General features: G+C 70.2%; 21 protein-coding genes. 19 read left to right on the top strand and 2 right to left on the bottom strand.

From position 1 onward, the window contains the following. Positions 1-5: 5 nt before the first annotated feature. Both VGC13_RS17090 and VGC13_RS33470 read left to right on the top strand, forming a co-directional pair. Positions 6-551 (top strand): zinc-ribbon domain-containing protein, encoded by a 546-nt coding sequence (locus tag VGC13_RS17090; protein WP_331126491.1) that lies wholly within the window; start codon positions 6-8, stop codon positions 549-551. Between the two features lie 416 nt (positions 552-967). Beyond that, positions 968-1102, top strand: coding sequence for a zinc ribbon-containing protein (locus VGC13_RS33470; protein WP_349264231.1), 135 nt, complete (start codon positions 968-970; stop codon positions 1100-1102). 100 nt (positions 1103-1202) lie between these two features. On the opposite strand, the gene VGC13_RS17085 is transcribed toward VGC13_RS33470, so the two are convergent. Then, positions 1203-2471, bottom strand: a complete 1269-nt coding sequence (locus tag VGC13_RS17085) for a hypothetical protein (RefSeq protein WP_331126490.1) — start codon at positions 2469-2471, stop codon at positions 1203-1205. A gap of 221 nt (positions 2472-2692) precedes the next feature. On the opposite strand from VGC13_RS17085, the gene VGC13_RS17080 reads away from it, so the two are divergent. From VGC13_RS17080 to VGC13_RS17010, 15 genes are all read left to right on the top strand, one after another. Next, positions 2693-3094, top strand: a complete 402-nt coding sequence (locus tag VGC13_RS17080) for a BlaI/MecI/CopY family transcriptional regulator (RefSeq protein ID WP_331126489.1) — start codon at positions 2693-2695, stop codon at positions 3092-3094. Beyond that, on the top strand, positions 3091-4929 hold the full coding sequence (locus VGC13_RS17075) for a M56 family metallopeptidase (RefSeq protein ID WP_331126488.1): 1839 nt from the start codon (positions 3091-3093) through the stop codon (positions 4927-4929). The genes VGC13_RS17080 and VGC13_RS17075 overlap by 4 nt, the downstream gene beginning before the upstream one ends. A 713-nt stretch (positions 4930-5642) precedes the next feature. Beyond that, the gene (locus tag VGC13_RS17070) at positions 5643-6056 is read left to right on the top strand and encodes a hypothetical protein (RefSeq protein ID WP_331126487.1); all 414 of its coding nucleotides are present in this window, start codon (positions 5643-5645) and stop codon (positions 6054-6056) included. Continuing rightward, complete coding sequence (locus VGC13_RS17065) at positions 6053-7588, top strand: pyridoxal phosphate-dependent decarboxylase family protein (RefSeq protein WP_331126486.1); 1536 nt, start codon at positions 6053-6055, stop codon at positions 7586-7588. Before VGC13_RS17070 ends, VGC13_RS17065 begins: the two co-directional genes overlap by 4 nt. Beyond that, positions 7588-8196: a hypothetical protein gene (locus tag VGC13_RS17060; RefSeq protein WP_331126485.1), complete on the top strand. Its 609-nt coding sequence runs from the start codon at positions 7588-7590 to the stop codon at positions 8194-8196. Before VGC13_RS17065 ends, VGC13_RS17060 begins: the two co-directional genes overlap by 1 nt. Before the next feature lie 277 nt (positions 8197-8473). Beyond that, complete coding sequence (locus VGC13_RS17055; RefSeq protein WP_331126484.1) at positions 8474-8686, top strand: hypothetical protein; 213 nt, start codon at positions 8474-8476, stop codon at positions 8684-8686. A gap of 994 nt (positions 8687-9680) precedes the next feature. Next, positions 9681-10193 (top strand): hypothetical protein, encoded by a 513-nt coding sequence (locus tag VGC13_RS17050; protein WP_331126483.1) that lies wholly within the window; start codon positions 9681-9683, stop codon positions 10191-10193. A 251-nt stretch (positions 10194-10444) separates the two neighbouring features. Continuing rightward, positions 10445-11623: a BF3164 family lipoprotein gene (locus tag VGC13_RS17045; protein ID WP_331126482.1), complete on the top strand. Its 1179-nt coding sequence runs from the start codon at positions 10445-10447 to the stop codon at positions 11621-11623. A gap of 53 nt (positions 11624-11676) precedes the next feature. After that, positions 11677-11901 carry a hypothetical protein gene (locus VGC13_RS17040; RefSeq protein ID WP_331126481.1) on the top strand — a complete coding sequence of 75 codons (225 nt, stop codon included), beginning with the start codon at positions 11677-11679 and terminating at the stop codon, positions 11899-11901. Between the two features lie 104 nt (positions 11902-12005). Next, positions 12006-12230: a hypothetical protein gene (locus VGC13_RS17035; RefSeq protein ID WP_331126480.1), complete on the top strand. Its 225-nt coding sequence runs from the start codon at positions 12006-12008 to the stop codon at positions 12228-12230. Between the two features lie 306 nt (positions 12231-12536). Beyond that, positions 12537-14204: an amidohydrolase gene (locus VGC13_RS17030; protein ID WP_331126479.1), complete on the top strand. Its 1668-nt coding sequence runs from the start codon at positions 12537-12539 to the stop codon at positions 14202-14204. Positions 14205-14333: 129 nt separating this feature from the next. Next, the gene (locus VGC13_RS17025; RefSeq protein ID WP_331126478.1) at positions 14334-14456 is read left to right on the top strand and encodes a hypothetical protein; all 123 of its coding nucleotides are present in this window, start codon (positions 14334-14336) and stop codon (positions 14454-14456) included. Positions 14457-14556: 100 nt separating this feature from the next. Beyond that, on the top strand, positions 14557-15606 hold the full coding sequence (aroF, locus tag VGC13_RS17020; protein ID WP_331126477.1) for a 3-deoxy-7-phosphoheptulonate synthase: 1050 nt from the start codon (positions 14557-14559) through the stop codon (positions 15604-15606). Beyond that, complete coding sequence (locus VGC13_RS17015) at positions 15603-15902, top strand: chorismate mutase (RefSeq protein ID WP_331126476.1); 300 nt, start codon at positions 15603-15605, stop codon at positions 15900-15902. The genes aroF and VGC13_RS17015 overlap by 4 nt, the downstream gene beginning before the upstream one ends. Positions 15903-17070: 1168 nt before the next feature. Then, positions 17071-17916 (top strand): prephenate dehydrogenase, encoded by an 846-nt coding sequence (locus VGC13_RS17010; RefSeq protein ID WP_331126475.1) that lies wholly within the window; start codon positions 17071-17073, stop codon positions 17914-17916. A gap of 81 nt (positions 17917-17997) precedes the next feature. Here the strand turns inward: VGC13_RS17010 and VGC13_RS17005 are convergent, their stop codons facing one another. Further along, positions 17998-19500, bottom strand: a complete 1503-nt coding sequence (locus VGC13_RS17005; RefSeq protein ID WP_331126474.1) for a class I SAM-dependent methyltransferase — start codon at positions 19498-19500, stop codon at positions 17998-18000. Between the two features lie 85 nt (positions 19501-19585). On the opposite strand from VGC13_RS17005, the gene VGC13_RS17000 reads away from it, so the two are divergent. Together VGC13_RS17000 and VGC13_RS16995 are read left to right on the top strand one after the other, a co-directional pair. Beyond that, the gene (locus VGC13_RS17000) at positions 19586-20209 is read left to right on the top strand and encodes a hypothetical protein (RefSeq protein ID WP_331126473.1); all 624 of its coding nucleotides are present in this window, start codon (positions 19586-19588) and stop codon (positions 20207-20209) included. A 283-nt stretch (positions 20210-20492) separates the two neighbouring features. After that, complete coding sequence (locus VGC13_RS16995; RefSeq protein WP_331126472.1) at positions 20493-21326, top strand: M48 family metallopeptidase; 834 nt, start codon at positions 20493-20495, stop codon at positions 21324-21326. The last annotated feature ends 496 nt before the right edge of the window (positions 21327-21822 follow it).

Genomic DNA, 21822 nt, shown 5'->3' with positions numbered 1-21822 from the left:
ACTCGATGCTGATCTGCAACCGCTGCAGTACTTCGATTTCGGACGGCTCCCGCTTCTGCCCCGCGTGCGGCGATCCCGTAACGGCGGGCGACCTGGCCAGAAATCAGGTCGTCCCTCGCAACGAGAGCGTGCAACTGATCTGTCCCCATTGTGAGCGCCAAGCCCTCTTCACGATGCCGTCCCACGGTGTTGGCCAGCTCACGTGCGCCGAGTGCGGCAACGTGTTCGACACCAGCGTCGTTCGCGTTCGGTCCAAGAGGTCCACCGGCCAAAAGAAGCTGAATCAACGCTCGTTTTCAGTACGAGTCGAAACACTGGACGGGCGGGACGACCTCATTGAGTTCACCCGTAAACGAAACGAAGACTTCGAGCTTCGGTCCAAGGACCTTGCGGCCTTTTCATCCATTCAGGGCCGGCTGACCATCGTTCAGAACTTGAGCGTCGGCCGTCATATCAAACTCGTCACGATCAAGCAGATCCCGCAGGGTTGCGCGGGAGCGGTTTTGCTGTGGCTGGGCTTTCTGGCGGCGGCTGGAAGTCTCGTGTTCTGATTCCCGGTTCGGGCAGGTTGCTCAGGTTGAACCTGGCTCCACTTCCACCACAATGATTGGAGGTCTTCATGCAGCGTCGCCGCTTCCGCTTTGTCCTGCCGCTCGCCGCCTGCCTGGCGCTGGGAGCCTCGGTGCCGAATCTCTCTGCGTGCAGCGACAGTTCCACTCCGACCGGATCCGGCTGCTGCCGCGTGTGCCGCACCGGCCAGCCCTGCGGGGATTCTTGTATCGCTAAAAACAAGACCTGCCGTACTCCCGGCGGCTGCGCCTGCGCGGGATGAGATAACACGAAGACAGAATCGACGGGAATTCCCGCCTCACCTGTCCGTCAGTTGCAGTGCGCAGGCACGAGTGCAGGCGTGAACCAGTCCTGCGCCTGCCGGCCGCTCGTCTGACACTTCGACGGAGACGCTGCTATGTCGACCACGGGAGAGAAGCCGGGAAAGGGCACGTACACCTGCCAGAAGTGCGGGCAGGGAGTCGTGCTGGACAACTCGTCGGACACGCTTCCGCCCTGTCCCAGGTGCAGCCATACGGAGTTCAGGCCGTAGGCAAGCTGATCCTGCTGACATCATTCCAGAGAGCCCCGGCGCGCGCGGATGCGCCGGGGCTCTGGCTGCTCACGTGGGCAGCTGCGTCGGATGTGTCATGTCAGTTCCCTTCGAGGTAGGGACGGAAGCGCGGCGTCCGCAGCGCCTCGACGGAGCCGCGCGTGGTATCGCGCAGGATGATGAGCGCGTCGTAGCCCATCAGCACGCGGCGGAGCCGCGCGTCAAGCTGCGGGATCTGGCCGTGGGCGGTCCACGGCTGCAGCGGACGCAGATCGAACAGCACGTCCTGCCCAACAGGAACGTGCTTCACGAACGGGGCAAGAAAGCTCTCGGGCAGATCCGGCCAGTTCAGCACCACGTACAGGTGCAGCGAGTGCCCGCCCTGAAACGTCGCCAGCTCCGACAGAAAGTTGCCCAGGGTAAAGACTTCGTTGTTGAGGCCGATGCCGCGGTTCAGATGCACGTGGCCGGATTTCACCAGCACTCGCGGCGCCCGGCCGGTCGCGGCCTGCGCCGCGCGGTACGCAGTGGCGAACAGCGTCTTCATGTTCTGCTCGCGCAGCCAGCCGGACTCGTGGAACGCGGCAAAGGAGGGCGAAGGCGTGGTGTTGTACGGGGACCATACCTGGTGTGACAGGGCGAGCTGCCCGATGAGCCCGTCCGTCTCGGAGCCGGGCTCCGGGCAGAACGCCTCGCGCAGCGCCTGGAAGCTGGCCGGGGTGGCCACGGCCGAAAGGTACGAGACGTTTTGCGCATAGCGCTCCGCCTCGTACTCCAGCGCCTGCCGGTGCTGCGCCTGTGCCACCGTCCGCGCGGCGGCGTCCGGGGCCAGCGCCACCAGCCGCTCCAGCACGTGCGCGGCCGCGAACTCCTGGTTCAACCCCCACACCGGGTCGGCCGGCGCGGTGGAGACCGCCGCGATGCGGTCGATCATCCGCAGCTCCTCCTCCGTGTACATGTGAAAGGCCGAGGGGTAGCGCAGTCCCAGGCGGAACGCCCCGTCCGGGCCGCCGCCGCGCACCGCCCGCGAAAGCAGCCGTCCGATCTCCGGCCCTTCCTCCAGCGCCAGGTAGTCGAACCCCTCGCGCTCGTGCAGCATCCGGAACAGCGCGACGGTGAAGTCCGGGATGGCCCGCGTGTTGTGGTTCTCGCCCACGGCCACGAAGTGCGCGCCCCGCGCCGCGCGCCCGATGACCTCCGCGCCCGGTCCGGCGAGCCGTCCATCCGCCTCCACCCGCAGCGGATGCACGTTGCCGGCGATCAGGCTGTCCAGCACTCCCTGGGCACCCGCGGGCCCGGCGCCCGCGTGCACCGCCACCACGCCGGCCACCATCATCCACGCCCATCTCATCCGCATTCCGTTCCGCATGCGCGTGCTCTCCGCCACGGGTGGGACTATGTGGTGGAAAATCCACCATGTGGTGGAGATTACACCAGGTGGGATCGTCCGTCAACGATCTCCGCGTGGGGCGGGGACTCTCTTGCGTATCGGTGGAATTTCCACCACACTGCGGATGGCGTGCGCGAGGAGCCGTTTGGCGCCGCCGTACGTCCGGCCGATCGCCGCCCGCCGCCTGTCCGTGGATCCACATGACCGATGACCTCTACTTTTCCCTGACGGAACGCGAGCGCTCGGTGCTGGACGCGCTGGAGCGGGTGGGGCGCGGCAGCGTGGCCGAGATTACGCGCGCGCTCCCCGGCGCCACGGGCGATGCCGTCCGCGCGGCGCTGCGGGTGCTGCGGCAGAAGGGGCTGGTGCAGTACGGCGAAGACGGGCGGCGCTACGTGTACGAGCTGGCCACGCCGCAGGTGGATGCGCAGGTCTCGGCCGTCTCGCGCCTGGTGCGCACGGTGTTCGGCGGGTCGCGCAGCCGGGCCATGGCCGCGCTGCTGCGCCTGGACGATCCCGCGCTTCGTCCCGAAGAGCTGGACCGGCTGGCCGCCGAGATCGACGAAGCCGAGCGGCGTGCCCGGCGGGGCGGGGACGCGTGAGCGCGCCGGTGGTGCACCTGACTCTCATCATCCTGAAGGCGACGGCGATCCTGGCGGCCGGCGCCCTGCTGGCCGGCGTGGGCCGGCGCGCGCCCGCGTGGGTGCTGCACGCGCTGTGGACCGCCGTGCTCACCGCGCTCATGCTTCTGCCGGTCCTGCACCTGGCCGTCCCGGCGCGCACCCCGGCGTGGCTCCGCTCGCCCGCGGTGCCGGAGTGGGCGACGCCGGCTCTCCCGCATCCATCCGCCGTCCTGGCTCCGCCGGTCGAGACTGCCGCGCCCGCGGACCACGCCTCGGACGCGCGTGCGCCGCTTCCGCCGTACAGCCGTATCCCGTGGGACACGGTGCTGCTGGCGGTCTGGGCATGCGGCGCCGTGCTGGTGTTCGTGCGGGTCGCGGCGGGCGCGTGGCGTCGGCGGCGCATCGGTGAGGCGGCGGCTGCGGGAGAGGATGACGCGTGCCGCGAGCGGCTGGCGCGGATCGCGGCGCGGCTGGGGATGCGGACGCCACGGTTGCGGATGGTGCGGGATGCGGTGCCGGCCACCTGGGGGGTGCTGCGGCCCGTGATCGTGCTTCCGGTCTCGGCCCGGGAGTGGCCCGGGGACCGGCTGGATGCGGTGCTGCACCACGAGCTCGTCCACGTGCGGCGGCGCGACGCGCTGTGGTGCGGGGTGGCGGAATGCGCCTGCGCGCTGTTCTGGTTCCATCCCGGCGCGTGGCTGGCGCGCCGCGCCGCCCTGCGGGCCCAGGAGCAGGCTGCGGACGACCTTGTGCTCCGCACGGGCGCCGAGCGCTTTGCCTACGCCCGCGCGCTGCTGGAGACCGCGCGCCTGTACGCGCACCCGCCGGCCGACGCGGCCCCCGCGTTCTTCCGCGGCCGCTCCGAACTGGCCGCGCGCCTGCGCCGGCTGACGGACGCTGCCGCTATGCCGAACAGCGGAGGCCGGGCCCTGGCGGCGCTCCCCCTGGCCCTGGTCGCGGCGGCCGGCTGCATCGTGCCGCTGCGGCCGGCTTCCGTGTCTCCTTCCTCCGCACCGGAGGCGGTTGCGAGCGTCGTCGCCGGACATCCCGGTGTCGAATCCGGCGCCGATCCATCTCCCGAGGTGCCCGCGCCTGCCGCGGCCTCGGACCATGCCGACCCGTTGCCGTCCACCGATGCAGCCGCCTCCATAGCCACGACCGCACTGACGCCGAACGTGCCCGCTGGCGACGCGCGTATGGCGACCGACACCCCCGAGTACGGCCGGCAGCTGGCCGCGGCGGGGCTGCAGCAGATGAGCGCGCCGGCGCTCCAGCGGCTCCGGAACCTGGGGGTCACGCCCGCCTACGTCCGTGAGATGCGGGATGCCGGGCTGCGGCTGCAGTTGCCGGCGGAGGCGGTTTCGCTGTGGGTCCAGGGCGTCACACCGGCCTTCGTCCGCGAGGTGCGCGGCGCCGGCACGCCGCTGGACGCGCCCGCCGATGCGGTGGAGCTATGGATTCACAAGGTGCCCGCCGCGTTCATCCGCGAGCTTGCCGACGCGGGCGTGGACGTGTCGCGGGCGGGCCCCGTCCGCGTTCTGCACAACCACGGCGTGCGGCCGGCGTACGTGCGGGAGCTGGCGCGCGCCGGCCTGCCCCTCCGCGATCCCGCCCAGGTGCTGGAGATGCACATTCACAAGGTCCCCGCGGAGTTCGTGGCCGCGCTGGGCGCTACCGGGCTGCACGGCCTGACCGCGCGCGAGGCCCGGCGGCTGCACAACTTCGATGTGGACCCGCGCAATGCGGCGCAGATCCACACTGTCTCCCGCTACGAGCGCGCCCTCGCCCGCATCCCGTCGCTCCTGCCCGGCTGACCCGCGCGTGCTCTGTCCGTGCCGGTCCGATACCAGACCTGGACAACCTGTCATTCTGAGGGAGGCGCCGCATAGTGCTCTCCGTTCGCCCAAGAGCATGGCGCCGACCGAAGAATCTTTGTCGGGAACGGCAGGATCTTTCCGTCGCGGTGTGTTCCCGGGCGATGCCCGGGAAGGGCTCCGCGCGAGGGGCGGGAGATTCTTCGGTCGCGCCAACTGGCTTCGCGGCTTTCCCGGAATTCCGGGCGGGCGCTCCCTCAGAATGACAGGTGTTTCCCGGGGTTTGTTTACACCAGACCTGACAAAACCTGTCATTCTGAGGGAGGCGCCGCGCAGTGCTCTCCTTTCGCCCAGGAGCGTGGCGCCGACCGAAGACTCTTTGTTGGGAACGGCAGGATCTTTCCGTCACGGTGTGTTCCCAGGCGATGCCCGGGAGAGGGTTCCGCGCGAGGGGAAGGAGATTCTTCGGTCGCGCCACTGGCTCCGCGGTTTTCACGAGAGGCCGGGGTGGGCGCTTCCTCAGAATGACAGGCTTTTCCCCGGATGCGGTAGATCTTCACAGCCACACCTCCGCGGGCCCCGGTGCCATCCTCGCGCCGCAGGCTCTCGCCGCTCATGAACCCAGCCTCGCATCGGCCCCGATCCGGATTGTGCGGCGGCGACGGCGTGCGTTAGCTTCGGCGCGCGTTCCGCATCCACCACGCACGCCGCCGATGCAGATCCCATCCGCCGACCAGTTCCGCCCCGAGCGCGACCCAGGCAACCCGCGTCTCCCGGTGCGCTGGTTCGCGCCGATCGCGGACGAGGGATACGACCTGCATGTTCCTGAGGGCGCGGAGGGCGAGGCGGACGCCGCGTCCGTGGCCTTTGCCGGGGTGGTTCTTTCTTCGTTGGACGCGATTATGGACGAGGCGGTGGAGCACATGCGGAAGTACGCGGACGCGGAGCGGCTGGGGATCGGGCGCGGGCGGCCGGACGTGCACGGCGTGTTCTGCGATGCGCGGTACGAGCGGGTGGAAATCGGATTCAGCTGGGAAGCGCAGATGTACATCCTGTGGACCGTGGCCTTTCGGTGGGACGGCGCCGGCCGCCGCTCGCCCGTCGAGCTGTCCGTGAGGCCTCGATGAGCGCGGGCGGCGAGCGGGAGTCGCCGGCCGCGGCATCCGCCGGGGGCGCGGACGACGCGCGGGCGGAGCTGCTGGCGCGCATCCGCCGGCTGGAGCGGGCGTCGCGGGCGCTGGAGCCCGGCACCACCGTGCGCAAGCGTCTGCGGCGCGCGGTGCTGGCGCAGTCCGAGCGCTTTCTGCGGCGGGTGGATGGGCTGCACGCCTTTCAGCCGGGGGACGCGGCGGGGCTGCTGGAGCTGCCCATCGCCGAGCGCGCCGCGCCGCTGGACGAGGTGATGGAGCTGCTGGAGCGCGAGGCGATCCGCCCCGGCGGCCATCCCGCGTCTCCGGGCCACCTGGCGTACATCCCCGGCGGCGGCATCTACCACAGCGCCCTGGCCGACTACCTGGCCGCCGTCACCAACAAGTACGCGGGGATCTTCTTTACCGGCCCCGGGCCGGTGCGCATGGAGAACCAGCTGGTGCGCTGGGTGGCGGACCTGGTAGGGTATCCGGCCGGGGCGGGCGGCACCATCGCCTCCGGCGGCAGCCTGGCCACTCTCACCGCCGTCACCACCGCCCGCGATGCGCACGGCCTGCGCGGCGCCGACTACGCAACCGCCGTCGTCTACCTGACCACGCAGGCGCACCACGCGGTCGAAAAGGCGCTGCGCATCGCCGGGATGGGCGAGGCGCCCGTGCGGCACGTGCCGATCGACGAGCGCTTCCGCATGCGCCCCGACGCGCTGGCGCGGGCCATCGCCGAGGACCGGGCGGCGGGGCTGCGTCCCTGGCTGGTGGTCGCGGCGGCGGGGGCCACGGACACGGGCGCGGTGGACCCGCTGAACGCCCTGGCGGACGTGGCGGGGCGCGAGGGGTGCTGGCTGCACGTGGACGCGGCGTACGGCGGGTTCTTCATGATGACGGAGCAGGGCAGGGCGGTGCTGGCCGGCATCGAGCGCTCCGATTCCGTGGTGCTGGACCCGCACAAGAGCCTGTTTCTGCCCTGGGGCGCGGGGATGGTGCTGGTGCGCGACGTGGGCGCCATGGCCGATGCGCACGCCGGCACCGGCAGCTACATGCAGGACGCCCTGCGCGCCGACCCCGGCGAGGTCTCGCCCGCGGACGTGTCGCCGGAGCTTTCGCGGCCCTGGCGGGCGCTGCGGATGTGGCTGCCGCTGGTGCTGCTGGGCACCGCGCCCTTTCGCGCCGCGCTGGAAGAAAAGCTGCTGCTGGCGCGCTACTTCTACGACGAGGTGCGGGCGATGGGATTCGAGGTGGGGCCAGAGCCGGACCTGTCCATCGCCACCTTTCGCTGGGCGCCCGCGGGGGTGGACGTGGAGCGCGCCAACGCCGTCAACGAGGCGCTGGCCGACGCCATGCGCGCCGACGGCCGCGTCTTTCTCTCCACCACCATGCTGGACGGGCGGTACACGCTGCGGATGGCGGCGCTCTCCTTTCGCACCCACCGCCGCACCATCGACCTGGCGCTCCAGATCCTCCGCGAGCAGCTGGCCCGCGTGAACTCCACCCCCGACGTCGAGATCTCGTGATGAACGCATCGTGGCGCGTGCTGCTGGCGGCTGCCCTGCTGCTGGCCGCCTGTGGATCGGAGGAGCCGTCCGCGGATGCCGCCCGCGGTGCCGCGCCGGATTCGGCCCCGGTGGCGGCCGCGGCGGCGCCGGCAACCGTGGATACGGCGCAGCCGGCGGGCGCTAATCCCAAAATCGTGCTGGCGCCCGACGGACTGCAGGTGACCGGCGGCGCGGCGCCCGGGCTGATCGCGTTCGGCGGGCCGCAGGCGCGGGTGCTAGCGGAGGCGGGCGCGGTGCTGGGCGCGCCGCGGAACGGGGGGATGCAGGAGGAGTGTCCCGCCGGCCCGCTCTACCAGACCACGTTCGGCGCGGTGCAGCTCGTCTTTCAGGACAGCGCCTTCGTGGGATGGGCCACGCAGCCGGATTCGCCCCTGCGCACCGCGGAGGGGATCGGGCCCGGCTCCACGCTGAGCCAGGTTCGCGCGGCCTATCCCGCCGCCACGGTGGACCAGACCTCCTTGGGCACCGAGTTCGCCGCCGGCGACCTGTACGGCGTCTTTTCCGACTCCACCACGTCCAGCGAGCTGGAGATCATGTTCGCCGGCATCAACTGCATCTTCCGGTAGAGTCCGTATCCGCAAGGCAAACGAGAGCCCCGGCGCCGTCCGCGCGTCGGGGCTCTTGCTTGTGCGGATGAATCGCCGGCATCGCCTTCCGGAACGCGTTCCATGGAAGAGGATTTCCGGCTCGTTCCGCCGGGTTCCCGGTCCGTTCCGGAATCCGGCGGATTCGTGCTCCATCCCTCGGACGTTGCGCGGGGCAGGGCCACTTTCCATCCGCGGGTGCCGATGGCCGGTGCCCGCGGCCACCTGGCCTGACACACCTTCCGATGGAGAGATCACGATGAAGAAGCTCCAACTCGACCTCGATGCCCTGCGGGTGGATAGCTTTGTCGCCGCCGACACGCCTGCGGAGCGCGGCACCGTCCCCGCCTACCAGATGAGCGGCGTGCCGTTCACGCAGCAGAACAACTGCACCTGGGACGCGCTGTGCATGACGTACAGCCGCTGCCCGGATGCCATTCCGTACAGCTACCCTGGCACCGGGGGCTGCTGAGCCAGGGCGGGGGCGCAGCCGCCCGCCGCCATCACCATTTACCTGGGAGCCCCGGCGCCATCCGCGCGCCGGGGCTCTCGCCGGTTGCACCGCAATCCGCGCAGAAATTGCGTTCGGATGATCCGTGTCATTCTGAGGAAGGCGCCCGTCCCGCGCCGTCCGAAACGCGCCGCAGCCCGTTGTGCCGACCGAAGAATCTCTTTCGGAAACGGGCGGCCCCTCGCGGCGAACCAGGCCGAAGCCACTCAGAATGTGTTTGAGAATCCGACGCTGCGCATCCAGGCAGATCCACCAGCGCTGTCATTCCGAGGCCCGGCCGCGCCGTAGCCTGCCTTAACACCAGAGGTTGCAGGGCCGAGGAATCTACCGTCGGATTGCTGGAGGGCAGACGCGGTAGCCCGTGCTTACCTTGCGGCTACGACACGGGCGGACAGGGCCAGTACCGGAGCGGTGCAGCGGGCCACCAGCAGCAGACAGTAGATTTCTCAGTCGGCGCGCCAGATTTCATGCGAGCCGATGGTGCGGTGTGGCGCCTCCTTCGAAATGACAGACTGGCGCGAGCGCAGGGGATCTTAGACACACGCTCAGAAACCGAACCCGGCTAAACACCCGGTGTGATCAGCAACCGATTGCCTCACACGGAGAGCGCGGTTTTTGGTTCCTCTGTGGCCTCTGTGCCCTCCGTGTGAGAACGAGTCTTTTACAGATTCGTATAAGCCGTTCCCGCTTTGCCCGGCGGGATCTCCGCGTTACCTTTGCTCTCCTTCCGCAACTTGTTTTTCCGAGGAGATGGTTCATGCAGCATGTGCAGCGCGCGGCTCTCGCGGCGCTCTTCCTGGCGTTGCCTGCGGTGCGTCCCGCGCACGCACAGCCGGCGGGTGCCGCGCCCGCACAGCCGGCGGGTGCCGCGCCCGTACGGCCGGCGGGTCCCGCGCCGCCGGCGGGTGCCACGACCGTCCAGCCCTTGCGGTCGGTGCGGGTTGGGAGCTTTGAAGTGCTGTTGGCGACGGATTACTTCACCAAGCAGGACGTCAGCGGAGCCTCCATCCGCCCCCGCGCCCAAACCGGGGACAACCGTACGGGCCAGATCCTGTGGCGGTGCGCGGACGGGGGCGGCGTGTGGGCGGGCGTGATTCTCTCCGGCACCGGCCGCAGCGGAGAGAATCGGCCCGTGGAGTGGCGGTTCGATGACGATGCCCTGGCGACGGACTCGCTGCAGGGGGTGACCGATTACCGCCGGTGGTTCCTGCCCCCGGAAGAGGTCGTCCGCTTTACCCAGCGCGCCAGGAGCGCGCGCACCCTGGAGATCCGCGTGCCGGACGACGGAACGGAGTACGTCTACGACCTGGAGCAGCCCGCCGAGGCGCTGGACCAGCTGCCCTGCATGCGCGGCACGCCGGTGGCCGGGCGCATTCCGCAGGACGTTACCGCATTCAGCGGGCAGGGGCCGGCCGGGTCCGTCCCCTTTTCCACCCAGGCGCCGGCTCCCGGCTCCGCGAACCCGTAGCCCGCCTCGTGAAGAGAGCCCCGGCGCCGTCCTGGCGCCGGGGCTCTCGCTCCTCACACGGCTGATCAACCGCATCACAACAGGGTGCTGATCCGTCGGCGTGAACAGAATCGAGAATGACGTACTCTCAACGTGCGTCGCCAAAGTCTCGGCACGCGATGCTTGACAGTGGCGCCTACCCTGGCGCATCCTTCTACGCCCGCGCACAAAAGAACATTCTTTGGCAGCACGCTCCCTCCCTCCGCCCCTCCATGGCTCGTCCGAACCGTTCGTTCGCAGTTGCACTCGCAGTCATGGCCCTGCTCCCCGGCTGCTCTGATTCGCGCGAACGCGGTCAGGCAATAGACTCCAGCCCCCAGGCTGCTTCAACGGTGAGGGAGGCGGGATCGGCGGCAGGATACGCGTTCTCGGGCAAGATTCCCCGGCTGCGCGGCGATCCGGCGCCCCGGGACACGCTCCGCATGGTACGGCAGTTCGGAGACACGTCGGTCTTTGGCACCCCCACCGGCGTACGGCGCGTCGGGCGCCACCTGGTGGTTTCGGACCGGTTCATGGATCCGCACCTGTCCGTGTGGGAACTGGCGAACGGCCGCCTGGTGCAGCGGATCGGGCGCAACGGCAAAGGTCCGCGCGAGATGCTGGATCCACTGTGGTTTCTGGGTGATGAAGCCGACCCGGACCGGGTGTGGGTCTACGACTTCGGGGGGCGGCGGTTTACCCTGCTCGATCCGGGCAACCAGCGCCAGCCCGTGGTGCGCGAGGTGCCGCTCGATGCCGGGGTTTCGCTGAGCGGGCCCGTGTGGGCAGGAAACCGCATCATCACCAACGGGCTGTTTCCCGATTACACGCTCCTCACCATGGGACAAGACGGCCGGGTGATCGAACGGCTGGCGGCGGACCCGCCGTTCAAGGAGCGCGACATGCCGCACGCCACCGGCAGGCGATTGCTGAATCGGAGCTTCCTTGCCGCAAACCCGTCCCGCACCCGGCTGGCGCTTACGTACCAGTGGAAGAGCCGGGTGGATTTCTTCACCATCCAGGGAGAGCGCATCGGCTCGGTGCGAGGGCCGCGAGAGACTACGCCGGTGTTCAGGGTCAGCCAGGACCGCTTCTTCTGGGGTGAAGACGACGAGAACGAGATGGCGTACTGGACGGTGGACGCGACGGAGCGGTACGTCTACACCCTGTTCTGCGGCTGCTTTCCCGGGCAGGGGAACATGCCCGCGTACCTCCACGTGTTCGATTGGAACGGGGACTTTGTCGCGGAGCTCGCGTTCGACCGTCAGGTCACTGCGCTCGACGTGACCGACGATGACCGAATGCTCTACGCCACCTTCGAGGCACCGTACCCCGGTGCAGGGGAGTGGCGCCTGCCCCCGTTTTCCCCAACGCAGGCCGCGGCCGGGAATGCAGCCGGCCGGAACGACTGAACGCAAGCAGGGCGAGCCGCACACCACAATTTCTCACGAGAGGAAAGTACCAAATGAAGAATTCGACGAGAATGATGCTGGCGGGCGCGCTGACCGCGCTTGCCGCCCTCGCGCCCGTGACCCTGCGTTTCGATGATGGCCCGCGCGTTGTGCGCCTGAACGAGGCGTGTGGCCAGGCAACGGAGTGCGAGCGTTCCACCAGTGCCTACATCTGCTCTACCTACCATGGCGACCATCAGGGATACCGCTGCTCCAAGGGATGCACCTCTTCCAGCTGATCCGGCTTTGACGCTCGCCGGGTCCGCCTGACTCGACCGCTGCGCGGCTCGCCCCTCATTTCCGCCAGCCCTGCTACCGCCGTGCATCCAGGAAAGACTCCAACATGAAAACGCGCAATCGCTTTCGTACCCTTCCCTCGGTGCTCGCCGTACTCGCCGCCGTTTCGCCGCTCACCCTGAACCTGCAGGGCAGGGACGGCGTGGTCCGCCTGAATGAAGCGTGCGGCCAGGCGACGGCTTGTGAGGTGTCGTCCGCGCACATCTGCTCCAAGGCCGATGGTGACAAGCTGGGCTACAAGTGCACCAAAGGGTGCACCAAGGAAACCTGACGCAGCCCCGTCGCTGACATGGTATAAGAGCCCCGGCACCGTCTTGGCGCTGGGGCTCTCGCTTTTCTTCTTGTTTGACATCAGGGCGGGCAAGACGATGGGCAAAATCCAACCACGACACGTCATGCGCGCGTTCACGTCCTGAAAGCCCTCCCGCCCCGCCCGTGTTTGACCTGGACGGCAGCGCCGGTTTACTGTGCGTCCGCCCGTAGCGTGTAGATGGATGCCGGGCGTGCCCTTCCGCGCATCCCCCGCCTGCTCACGCAGGCACATCCCACGTCGGCCACCCACCTCCCGAGGTACGCGATGCGCCCATGGATACTCGCCGCAGCTTGCGTTCTGCTCGCCGCCTGCAGCGTGCGGGGGCACGCGACGCAGGGGGGCGCGGCGGACCTGATCCTCACGGGCGGGAAGGTGTTCACCGCCGACCCGGCGCGGCCTTGGGCGGAGGCGGTGGCGATTCGCGGCGATCGCATCGTGGCGGTGGGGACGATGGCGGAGGTGGGGCGGCTGGCGGGGGCGTCCACGCGAACCGTGGCGCTGGAGGGGCGTGTCGTGGTCCCCGGCTTCAACGACGCGCACGACCACGTGGGCGGCGGCGAGTACGGTGCGCGGTTCGTCGCGGACCCGTCGCCCATGCCGGACCCGCCGTTCGCGCAGGTGCTGGACTCGGTTCGCGCGCTTGCGGCCCGCACCCCGCCGGGGACGTGGCTGCACACGGACATCGGCATGCGCATTCTGCAGGACACGGCTGCCCGCCGGGCCGCCCTGGACTTGGCGGCGCCCCGCCACCCGGTGCTGCTGTGGGCCTGGACGGGGCACGGCGGGGTGGTGAACACGGCGGCGCTGCGCGGATTCGGCATCGCGGACGACGCCCGCGATCCCGCCGGCGGCTGGTACGAGCGCGACGCGGCGGGGCGGCTGACCGGCGCCATGCACGAGTACGCGGAGTGGGCGGCGCTCCGCCAGCTGCACTCCGGGCTCGCCGACAGCGTGGTGGTGGCGTCGCTGCGTGGCTACGCGGCCCGCGCGGCGGGGATGGGCATCACCTCCGTGCAGGCGATGAACGGCTACTTCGATCCCGCCAAGACCGTGCGGGTGCTGCGCGAGGCGCGCCTCCCCATCCGCTTTCGCGCCATCCCCTTCATGATGACCAGCGCATCCGGCCGGAGCACGGCGGAGTGGCGGGGCGTGGAGCGGAACCCCGCGCCGGGCTCCGTCATCTCCGGGACCAAGTGGATCATCGACGCAACACCCATCGACCGCAACGCGTTCATGCGCCGGCCGTACGCGGACCAGCCGGGGTGGTACGGGCGGATGAACTTTCCGGTGGATACCCTCCGCGCCATGCTGGCCGAGGCGCTCGCGACCCGCGAGCAGCTGATGCTGCACGTGGCCGGCGACGCCTCGCTGCGGGCGGTGTTCACTGCCATGCAGTCGCTGGCGCCGGACAGCGTGTGGCGTTCGCACCGGCTGCGCATCGAGCACGGCGACTGGCTGGGCGGCGAGATGATCCCGGTGGCCCGGCGGCTGGGCATCGTCCTGGTGCAGAACCCCACCCACCTGGCGCTGGACCCCGCCATGCTGCGGCAGCGCTTTGGCGAGGTACCCGCGGACTTCCAGCCGCTACGCTCCGTGCTGGAGGCGGGTGTTCCGCTGGCGTTCGGATCAGACGGGCCCAACAACCCGTTCCTGAACCTGATGCTGGCCGTCATCCACCCCACGCACCCGGACGAGGCGCTCACGATGGAGCAGGCCGTCACCGCCTACACCCGCGGCTCCGCGTACGCGGAGTTCGCCGAAGCGGAGAAGGGCACGCTGGCGCCCGGGATGCTGGCGGACCTGGCCGTGCTGTCGCAGGATATCTTCACCATTCCGCCCCCCGCGCTCCCCGGCACCACCAGCGTGCTCACGCTCGTCGGCGGCACCGTCGTCCACGACGGACTGTCTGGCCAAGTAACTGAACGGCGTTAGCCGGAGAACGGGCATACTTGTGAGTCTAGAAACGGACGAGCGGCGTAATTTACGGTTCTCCTCTGCCTCCGCTTGAAGCGTAGGTTGGGCTCTCTGTGCTTGGCCGTCGGCTGCCACGTTTCATGCCGCTTGCCCTCCGCCACGAACCGTGTTACGCTTGATCCCATGAGCATCCACGCGCGCACCAGCTACCGCGGCTACCGCTACTACGGGTTCCCCAACGGGACTCCGGAGGCTGCCGCGCGCGTGTAGGATCGCTCGCCACAGGCAACCGAGGGCTCCCGGATCATCCCGGGGGCCCTTTTTGTTTGCCCCGAATCCGCCACCGCCGCACCCACGCAGGAGAACGCAGATGATCATCGTCACCCGTCCGGGCGTCAGCGACGCCGAGCTGGACCACATCCGCGAGCGCATCGAGACGCTGGGAATGCGCACGCACCTGTCGCGCGGCGAGCAGCGCACCATCATCGGCTGCATCGGCGACGAGTCGCTGCTGCAGGAGGCCGCGCTGCTCAGCCTGCCGGGCGTGGAGTCGGTGCATCCCGTGCTCAAGCCGTACAAGCTGGCCTCGCGCGAGTTCACGGCCGGGCCCAGCATCGTCCGCGTGGGCGACGCGGCGGAGGTGGGCGGGCGCGCGCTGGCCATCGTCGCCGGCCCGTGCTCGGTGGAGGGGCGCGACATGCTGCGGCAGACGGCGCGCTCCGTTCTCGCGGCGGGGGCGGGAATGCTGCGTGGCGGCGCCTTCAAGCCGCGCAGCAGCCCGTACGCCTTCCAGGGGCTCGGCCTCGCCGGCCTCAAGATGCTGGCCGAGGTGCGCGCCGAGACCGGGCTGCCCATCGTGACGGAGGTGATGGACACGCGCCAGGTGGAGCTGGTGGCCGAGTACGCCGACGTGCTGCAGATCGGCGCGCGCAACATGCAGAACTTTGCGCTGCTCTCCGAGGTGGGGCGGGTGCAGCGGCCGGTGCTGCTCAAGCGCGGGCTGTCGGCCACGCTCAAGGAGTTCCTGATGGCGGCGGAGTACGTGATGGCGCAGGGCAACCGCGACGTCATCCTGTGCGAGCGGGGCATCCGCACCTTCGAGACGGCCACGCGCAACACGCTGGACGTGGCCGCCATCCCCGTGCTCAAGGCCGAGACGCACCTGCCGGTGATGGTGGACCCCAGCCACGCCGGCGGCCGCGCGGACCTGGTGGCGCCGCTCTCGTTCGCCGCCATCGCCGCGGGCGCGGACGGGCTGCTGGTGGAGGTGCATCCGTGCCCCGAAGAAGCGCTTTCGGACGGCGACCAGTCGCTCACGCTGCAAAACTTCGATGCGCTGATGCGCGCGATCCGCCCCTTTGCCCACGCCGCCGGCCGCACGCTGGCCGAGCCGCGCGTGGTACGCGCGGAGGCCGCATGAGCGTGGACGCCATCCCCGACGCGCCCGCCGCGGAGCTGGCGCGCATCCGCGGCGAGATCGAGCGCGTGGACCGCGCGCTGGTGGGGCTGATCGCCGAGCGGGTGGCGCTGGCGCGGCAGGTGGGCCCCGCCAAGAAGGCGCTGGGGATGCCGATCCTGGACCCTCCCCGCGAGGCCGCCATCGTCCGCCGCGCCGGCGAGCTGGCCCGCGAGGCAGGCTTGGACGACGAGGACGTGCGGTACGTGTTCTGGCACCTGGTGGGGCTGAGCCGGCGGGTGCAGCTGGCGGAGGATTGAGGGTGAACGGGTGAGCGGGTGAAGGGGTGAGCGGGTGAAGGGGTGAAGGGGTGAAGGGGTGAAGGGGTGAAGGGGTGACGGGGTGAAGGGGTGAGCGGGTGAGCGGGTGAGCGGGTGAGCGGGTGAGCGGGTGAGCGGGTGAGCGGGTGAGCGGGTGAACGCCGGCGGGTCGGATTCACGCACCGCACCGCCGCCACCCCCGAACCCGTCGGCGAAGGCCGACATCGCGTTCTCCCAGCCGCGATTTCAATCGCCCGGGGGCGGGGATCGGGCGAATCCCTCGGGTGTCGCTCGAATTCCGCGGCCCGTGCGGGGACCGAACGATGGGGTCGGATTCACGCACCGCACCTGCCGCCGCCCCGAACCCGTCGGCGAAGGCCGACATCGCGTTTCCCCAGCCGCGATTTCAATCGCCTGGGGGCGGGGGATCGGGCGAACCCCCCGGGTGTCGTTCGAATCCCGCTGCCCGTGCGGGGACCGAACGATGGGGTTGGATTCACGCACGGCACCTGCCGCCACCCCGAACCCGTCGGCGAAGGCCGACATCGCGTTTTCCCAGCCGCGATTTCAATCGCCCGGGACGGGGATCGGGCGAATCCTCCGGGTGTCGTTCGAATCCCGCTGCCCGTGCGGCGACCGAACGATGGGGTCGGATTCACGCACCGCACCTGCCGCCGCCCCGAACCCGTCGGCGAAGGCCGACATCGCGTTTCCCCAGCCGCGATTTCAATCGCCCGGGACGGGGGATCGGGCGAATCCTCCGGTGTCGTTCGAATCCCGCTGCCCGTGCGGCGACCGAAAGATGGGTGCGGATTCACGCACGGCACCTGCCGCCGCCCGGAACCCGTCGGCGAAGGCCGACATCGCGTTTTCCCAGCCGCGATTTCAATCGCCCGGGACGGGGGATCGGGCGAATCCTCCGGTGTCGTTCGAATCCCGCTGCCCGTGCGGCGACCGAAAGATGGGGTCGGATTCACGCACCGCACCTGCCGCCGTCCCGAACCCGTCGGCGAAGGCCGACATCGCGTTTTCCCAGCCGCGATTTCAATCGCCCGATTTCAATCGCCCGGGTACGCGGCCGGCGGGTTCACGCTTGCGGACTCGCATGTGCGTGGAACGTCCGGGCGCGGCCGATACGGTTCTGCGGGACATCTGATTCACGGAGAAGATGGACGATCGACTTTCGGATATCCGCACCGCCGCCATCATCGGACTGGGGCTGATCGGGGGATCGATGGCGCGCGACCTGGCGGCGCGCGGCGTTCGCGTGCTGGGGTGGGACGCGGACAAGGAAAGCCTGCGCGCGGCGGGGGATGCGGGCGCCGTCCATCACCCGCTCCCGGACGACCTGCGCGGCGTGGACCAGGCCGACGTGGTGGTGCTGGCCGTTCCCGTGCTCGCCGCGCCGGACGTGCTGCGGCGCGCGGTCCGCGCGGCGCCCGGCGCGCGGCTGATCACGGACGCGGGGAGCACCAAGCAGTCGATCATCCGCGCGGCGGAGGGGCTGGGGATCGGGGAGCGGTTCGTGGGATCGCACCCGCTGGCCGGTGACCACCAGAGCGGATGGGCGGCGTCGAGCGAGGGATTGTTCGCCGGCGCGCGCGTCTTCCTCTCCCGCACGCACTCGACGGGGGATGAGGCGATGGGGATGGCGGCGGCGCTGTGGGAGATGGCCGGCGCGCGCCCGGAGGTGATGGACGCGGCGGAACACGACCGGCGGCTCGCGTGGACCAGCCATCTTCCGCAGATGGTGTCGTCCGCGCTGGCCGCCGCGCTGGCGGGGCAGGGGATCGCCCGGGGCGAGCTGGGGCCGGGCGGCCGCGACGTCACGCGCCTGGCCGGCAGCTCGCCGGAGATGTGGGCCGACATCGCCATCGACAACGCCGCCGGCCTTTCCGCCGCGCTGCAGGCCGCCGAGGATCAGTTGCGGACCATGCGGCACGCCATCGACAGCGGCTCCCACGCCCGCCTCCGCGACCTGCTCGCCGGCTGCCGATCATGGCACGCCGGCTGAGCGCCGGCCTCCACTGGCCGACATCCCCTGCCTGATCGATCCCATCATCCCGTGCCGACGCGGGCAAGGGCGTCGGTGTCACTACTCCGGGTCCTCGTCGCGCTCGTCCTGGTCTTGCGCATCGCGTCGCCGGAACCGCTCGTTCTCTTCCTCGGGGGACTTTTCCATATCCATCGCCTGGACGTGCTCCGCCGCTGCCCGGTGTGCCGCTGCCCCGTATGCCGCCGCCGGGTGTGCCGCTACCGCGTATGCCGCCGCCGAGGATGCCGGTGCCGGGCGTGCCGTTGCCTGGTATGCCGCTGCCGGGTGTGAGGTGTCGGTGTGTTCATCTCCGAACCCGCCGCCATACTGGCTGCCGTAGCCGGGGTCATCGTTGACGCGCCACGGCGTGCTTGCCGCCGCCGATGTCGGCGCGCGCGAGGACAACGCGCGCGGATACGACGGGAGCGACGATGACGCGTACCCATGCGGTGCGGCGGCCGGCGGCGCCGCATGCGAGGACGGCATCTGCGACGTCCCGGACGGCTCGAGCTCCTCGTCGCTGTCCACGGCGAGGGCCTCTGCGGGTTCCTTCTCGTTCAGGTGCAGCTTCACGCCGCCAGGACCGCTGCGCTTTCGGAAAACCATCTCGGTATTGAATGGGCCAAGATCCTGGTTCTTGTCGTGGTGCTGGGTGTCGGGCCGCTGGAACTTGCGCCCGGTGCCCGGGTGCACCCGGCGAACGTGCACGTCAAATCCAAGCTCGGACGCCTTCCTCAGGTCACTCTCGGAAGCATTCGCGAAAGGCCCCGGGTTCCGCGTGGAGGGCTTCAGGATCTGCGTACGCGCGAACACTCGTGCCTTGCCACCCTCGCGGAGCACCGTGTGCGCAGACTGAAGAAACCGGTGGTCGAACGTCATCTCGTGATTCGCGGCGTGGCGCTTGTCGATCTTCCGAAGGCCGTAGCTCGCCCCCGGTGTCTTCCAATCACCGAATGGGTTCGCGCCCACCACGGCGTCCAGGCTGTTGGGTTCGAAGTGGCTGCCCAGGTCGTTCGCGTCTACCTGGTCCTTCGTGTCAATGCCATGGGGCGCCTCCATCAAGTGCCCGCCCTGCCCTCCCTGCTTTGCGATGTCCGTGGCCGTGTAGTGAACCTCTTCCGGGCGAATGGATGGGTCCCGCTTCGTGTGGTGTCTGAGCACGAGGTCGCGCATGTAGTCGCTGTTCCTGCCGGTCCCCGCCCCGACTTCCACCATGCGCAGCCGTGGCGCCACACCGCTGGAAGCACTGGACGCGGCGGCCAGGTCCTCGGGCGCGGGTACGTGTCCCAGGTCCATTGAATGCGCCCCCGGCGCCGGTGTGGAGCCGCCGGTGGACGGAGTGAGGTCCATGAGCGACTCCGAGGGAACCGGCCGGGAGGCGTCGTGCTCGCCGCCGGTCAGCCGGCGGCGGCGCTTGCGGGGCTTCCGCTTGGGTGCGTCCCCCGGCGGAACGAATCCGTGCGGCGCGACCGGGGTGGATGTCGCGGCCGACGCGGGCGCATGCGCGGCGAGGGTGGGCGTCACCATGGGTGCGTTGGACGAAACCGGCTGCGGGAGCGCCATGGGACCGGCCTGTTCCTGCGGAGCGGCCTCGGCCGCTCGCGCCCGGGCTTCGGCCCGTCTCTGCGCTCGGGCGCGCAGGGGCAGATTGGCCGGCGTAGCCGCGGACGCCGCGGTGGCTGGCGTGGCGGTGGAGGCGCTCGACGAGTGTGGGGGGGCGGGCGCTTGCCACCCATCCGGAGGCCGCGGCTGGCGGGGCTTCGCCAGCGCCATGACGGGCGCCGCCGCGCTGGAGGAGTCGCCTTCGTCGGACTCGTCCCGCCGCCGCTTGGTGCCTTGGCCCTTCGCGTCTGCCGCGTCTGCCGCGTCTGCCGCGTCCATCGGCCCACTGGTGCTGCTCGTGGCCGGCCGGGGCGCCGAATCAGTCCGCGGCTCCGGCGCGTGCTCGTGGCTGCAGTTGGCCTCGTCCACGCACGAGTCGTCGTCGCACTTGCGGCAGGCCTGGATGGGCCCGTCGGCAGCCGCGGCAAGGGCGGGCGCGGGAGGCGATTCCCGGCCGGATCCCGAGGCGCCGCCGCCCGCCGCCCATCCGTATCGGCCGCCGTGCAATGCCTCGCGCTCCGCGGGCCACACGCTCACGGCGCCAAAGTCGTGGCGGGGCGGGGACGTGCCAGACGGCTGCCACGTGGGCCCGCCCGGCCGCGTCGCACCGGGCGACGTCGATCTGGCGGGGTCGCGGCTTCCCGCCGTTTCCCGCCGCGCGGGTGCGTGAAGTGTCGTGCGCATCAGATGCAATCCCATGAACGGTTGGTACGACACCCCGCGTCGTCCCTCCCTAGATGCGTGGCCGCGGCCACGAGTGTCAAGCTTCTTGTCCGCCCCTCGGCCTGCCGGCGGCTCCGGGAGCGAATGGATCCACCGCTGTAGAAGCACGAAGCCCGGCCCGCGCGGACCGGGCGCACGTCGTCGTTCTTCCGCGCCGATCCTTGCCCGCTGGCGCGCAACATGAAGAGATGCGATGCCGTGCCCTTGCTGCCCAACGCGATCACACGCCGATGGATACATCGATCAAGCGACGCCCCTTCCGCATCCCTGCCCGCGGCCCGTGGTCCGCGGCCCTGGTGCTCGCGCCGATGCTGGCCGCGTGCGGCGGCGACATGAGCCTGCGCGAGGAGGCCGAGCTGGGCGCCGCCTACGCCGCCGAGGTAAAGCGCGAGGTGACGCTGATCACGGACCCCGCCGCGGTCGCCACCCTCAACCGCTTCGGTGACCAGCTCGCGGCGCGGGCGGACGCCACGGAGCGGGACTACACGTTCTACCTGGTGGATTCGGACGAGGTGAACGCCTTCGCCATCCCGGGCGGCCACATCTTCGTCAACCGCGGGCTCATTGAGACCGCCGACCAGGCGTCGGAGTTCGCGGGCGTTCTGGGGCACGAGATCGCGCACGTGACGGAGCGGCACGGCATCGAGCAGATGAAGAAGCAGCGCGGCGCGGGCACGCTGGTCACCCTGATCTACGTGGTCCTGGGCCGCGACCCCGGCGTGGTGGAGCAGGTCGCCATCCAGGCCGGCGGCGCGGCGGTGTTCGCCCGCTACGGCCGCCAGGCGGAGCGCGAGGCCGACCAGCGCGCCGTGCAGACGCTTCCCGCCGCGGGGTACGATCCGGAGGGCGTGGCTACGTTCTTCGAGGACCTGCTGCGGCAGCAGGCGCGCGAGCCCGGCCTGCTCGACACCTGGTTCGCCTCGCATCCCACCAGCCAAGAGCGCGTGCAGAACGCCCGCACCATGATCCGCACCCTGAACGTGGACCGCGCGCGCCTTACCGACGACACGCCCGAGTACCAGGCCTTCCGCGCCCGCGTCCGCCAGCTCGGCGCCTCGCGGTGAACGGATTTCGACGAGGCTGATAAGGTGTTCGCTATTCCGTGAATCGCACAGAAGCAGCGACGTGCGGATCGTCACTCGAACGTCTGACTTCCTGAGGGAGCGCCCGCCGGGAACCAGAAGCAGCCCGACCGCCTGCGCGCGACCGAAGGATCTCCTCTCCGGCACTGCGGGGCCGGCTCTGCGTCGCGGAGCCAGCCCCGCTGTTCTGCTGGCTGGGTCCTTCGGTCGCGCGCAATCTGTTGTGCCGCTTATGGATCCACGTGGTGCGCTCCCTCAGGAAGTCACTCGCGGGGTGTGATCATGAAGTGGTTCGGTAATGTCAAACCTGGCAATCACGCGCACGTTTGATATGACTTCCTGAGGGAGCGCCCACCGGGAAACCTGAAGCAGCCCGACCGCCTGCGCGCGACCGAAGGATCTCCTCTCCGGCACTGCGGGGCCGGCTCTGCGTCGCGGAGCCAGCCCCGCTGTTCTGCTGGCTGGGTCCTTCGGTCGC

Origin of the sequence: Longimicrobium sp. (genome assembly GCF_036399255.1) — a bacterium.
GTDB lineage: Bacteria > Gemmatimonadota > Gemmatimonadetes > Longimicrobiales > Longimicrobiaceae > Longimicrobium.
Note: the sequence above shows the minus strand (reverse complement) of the source record. Positions and strands in the feature narration are given on the sequence as shown.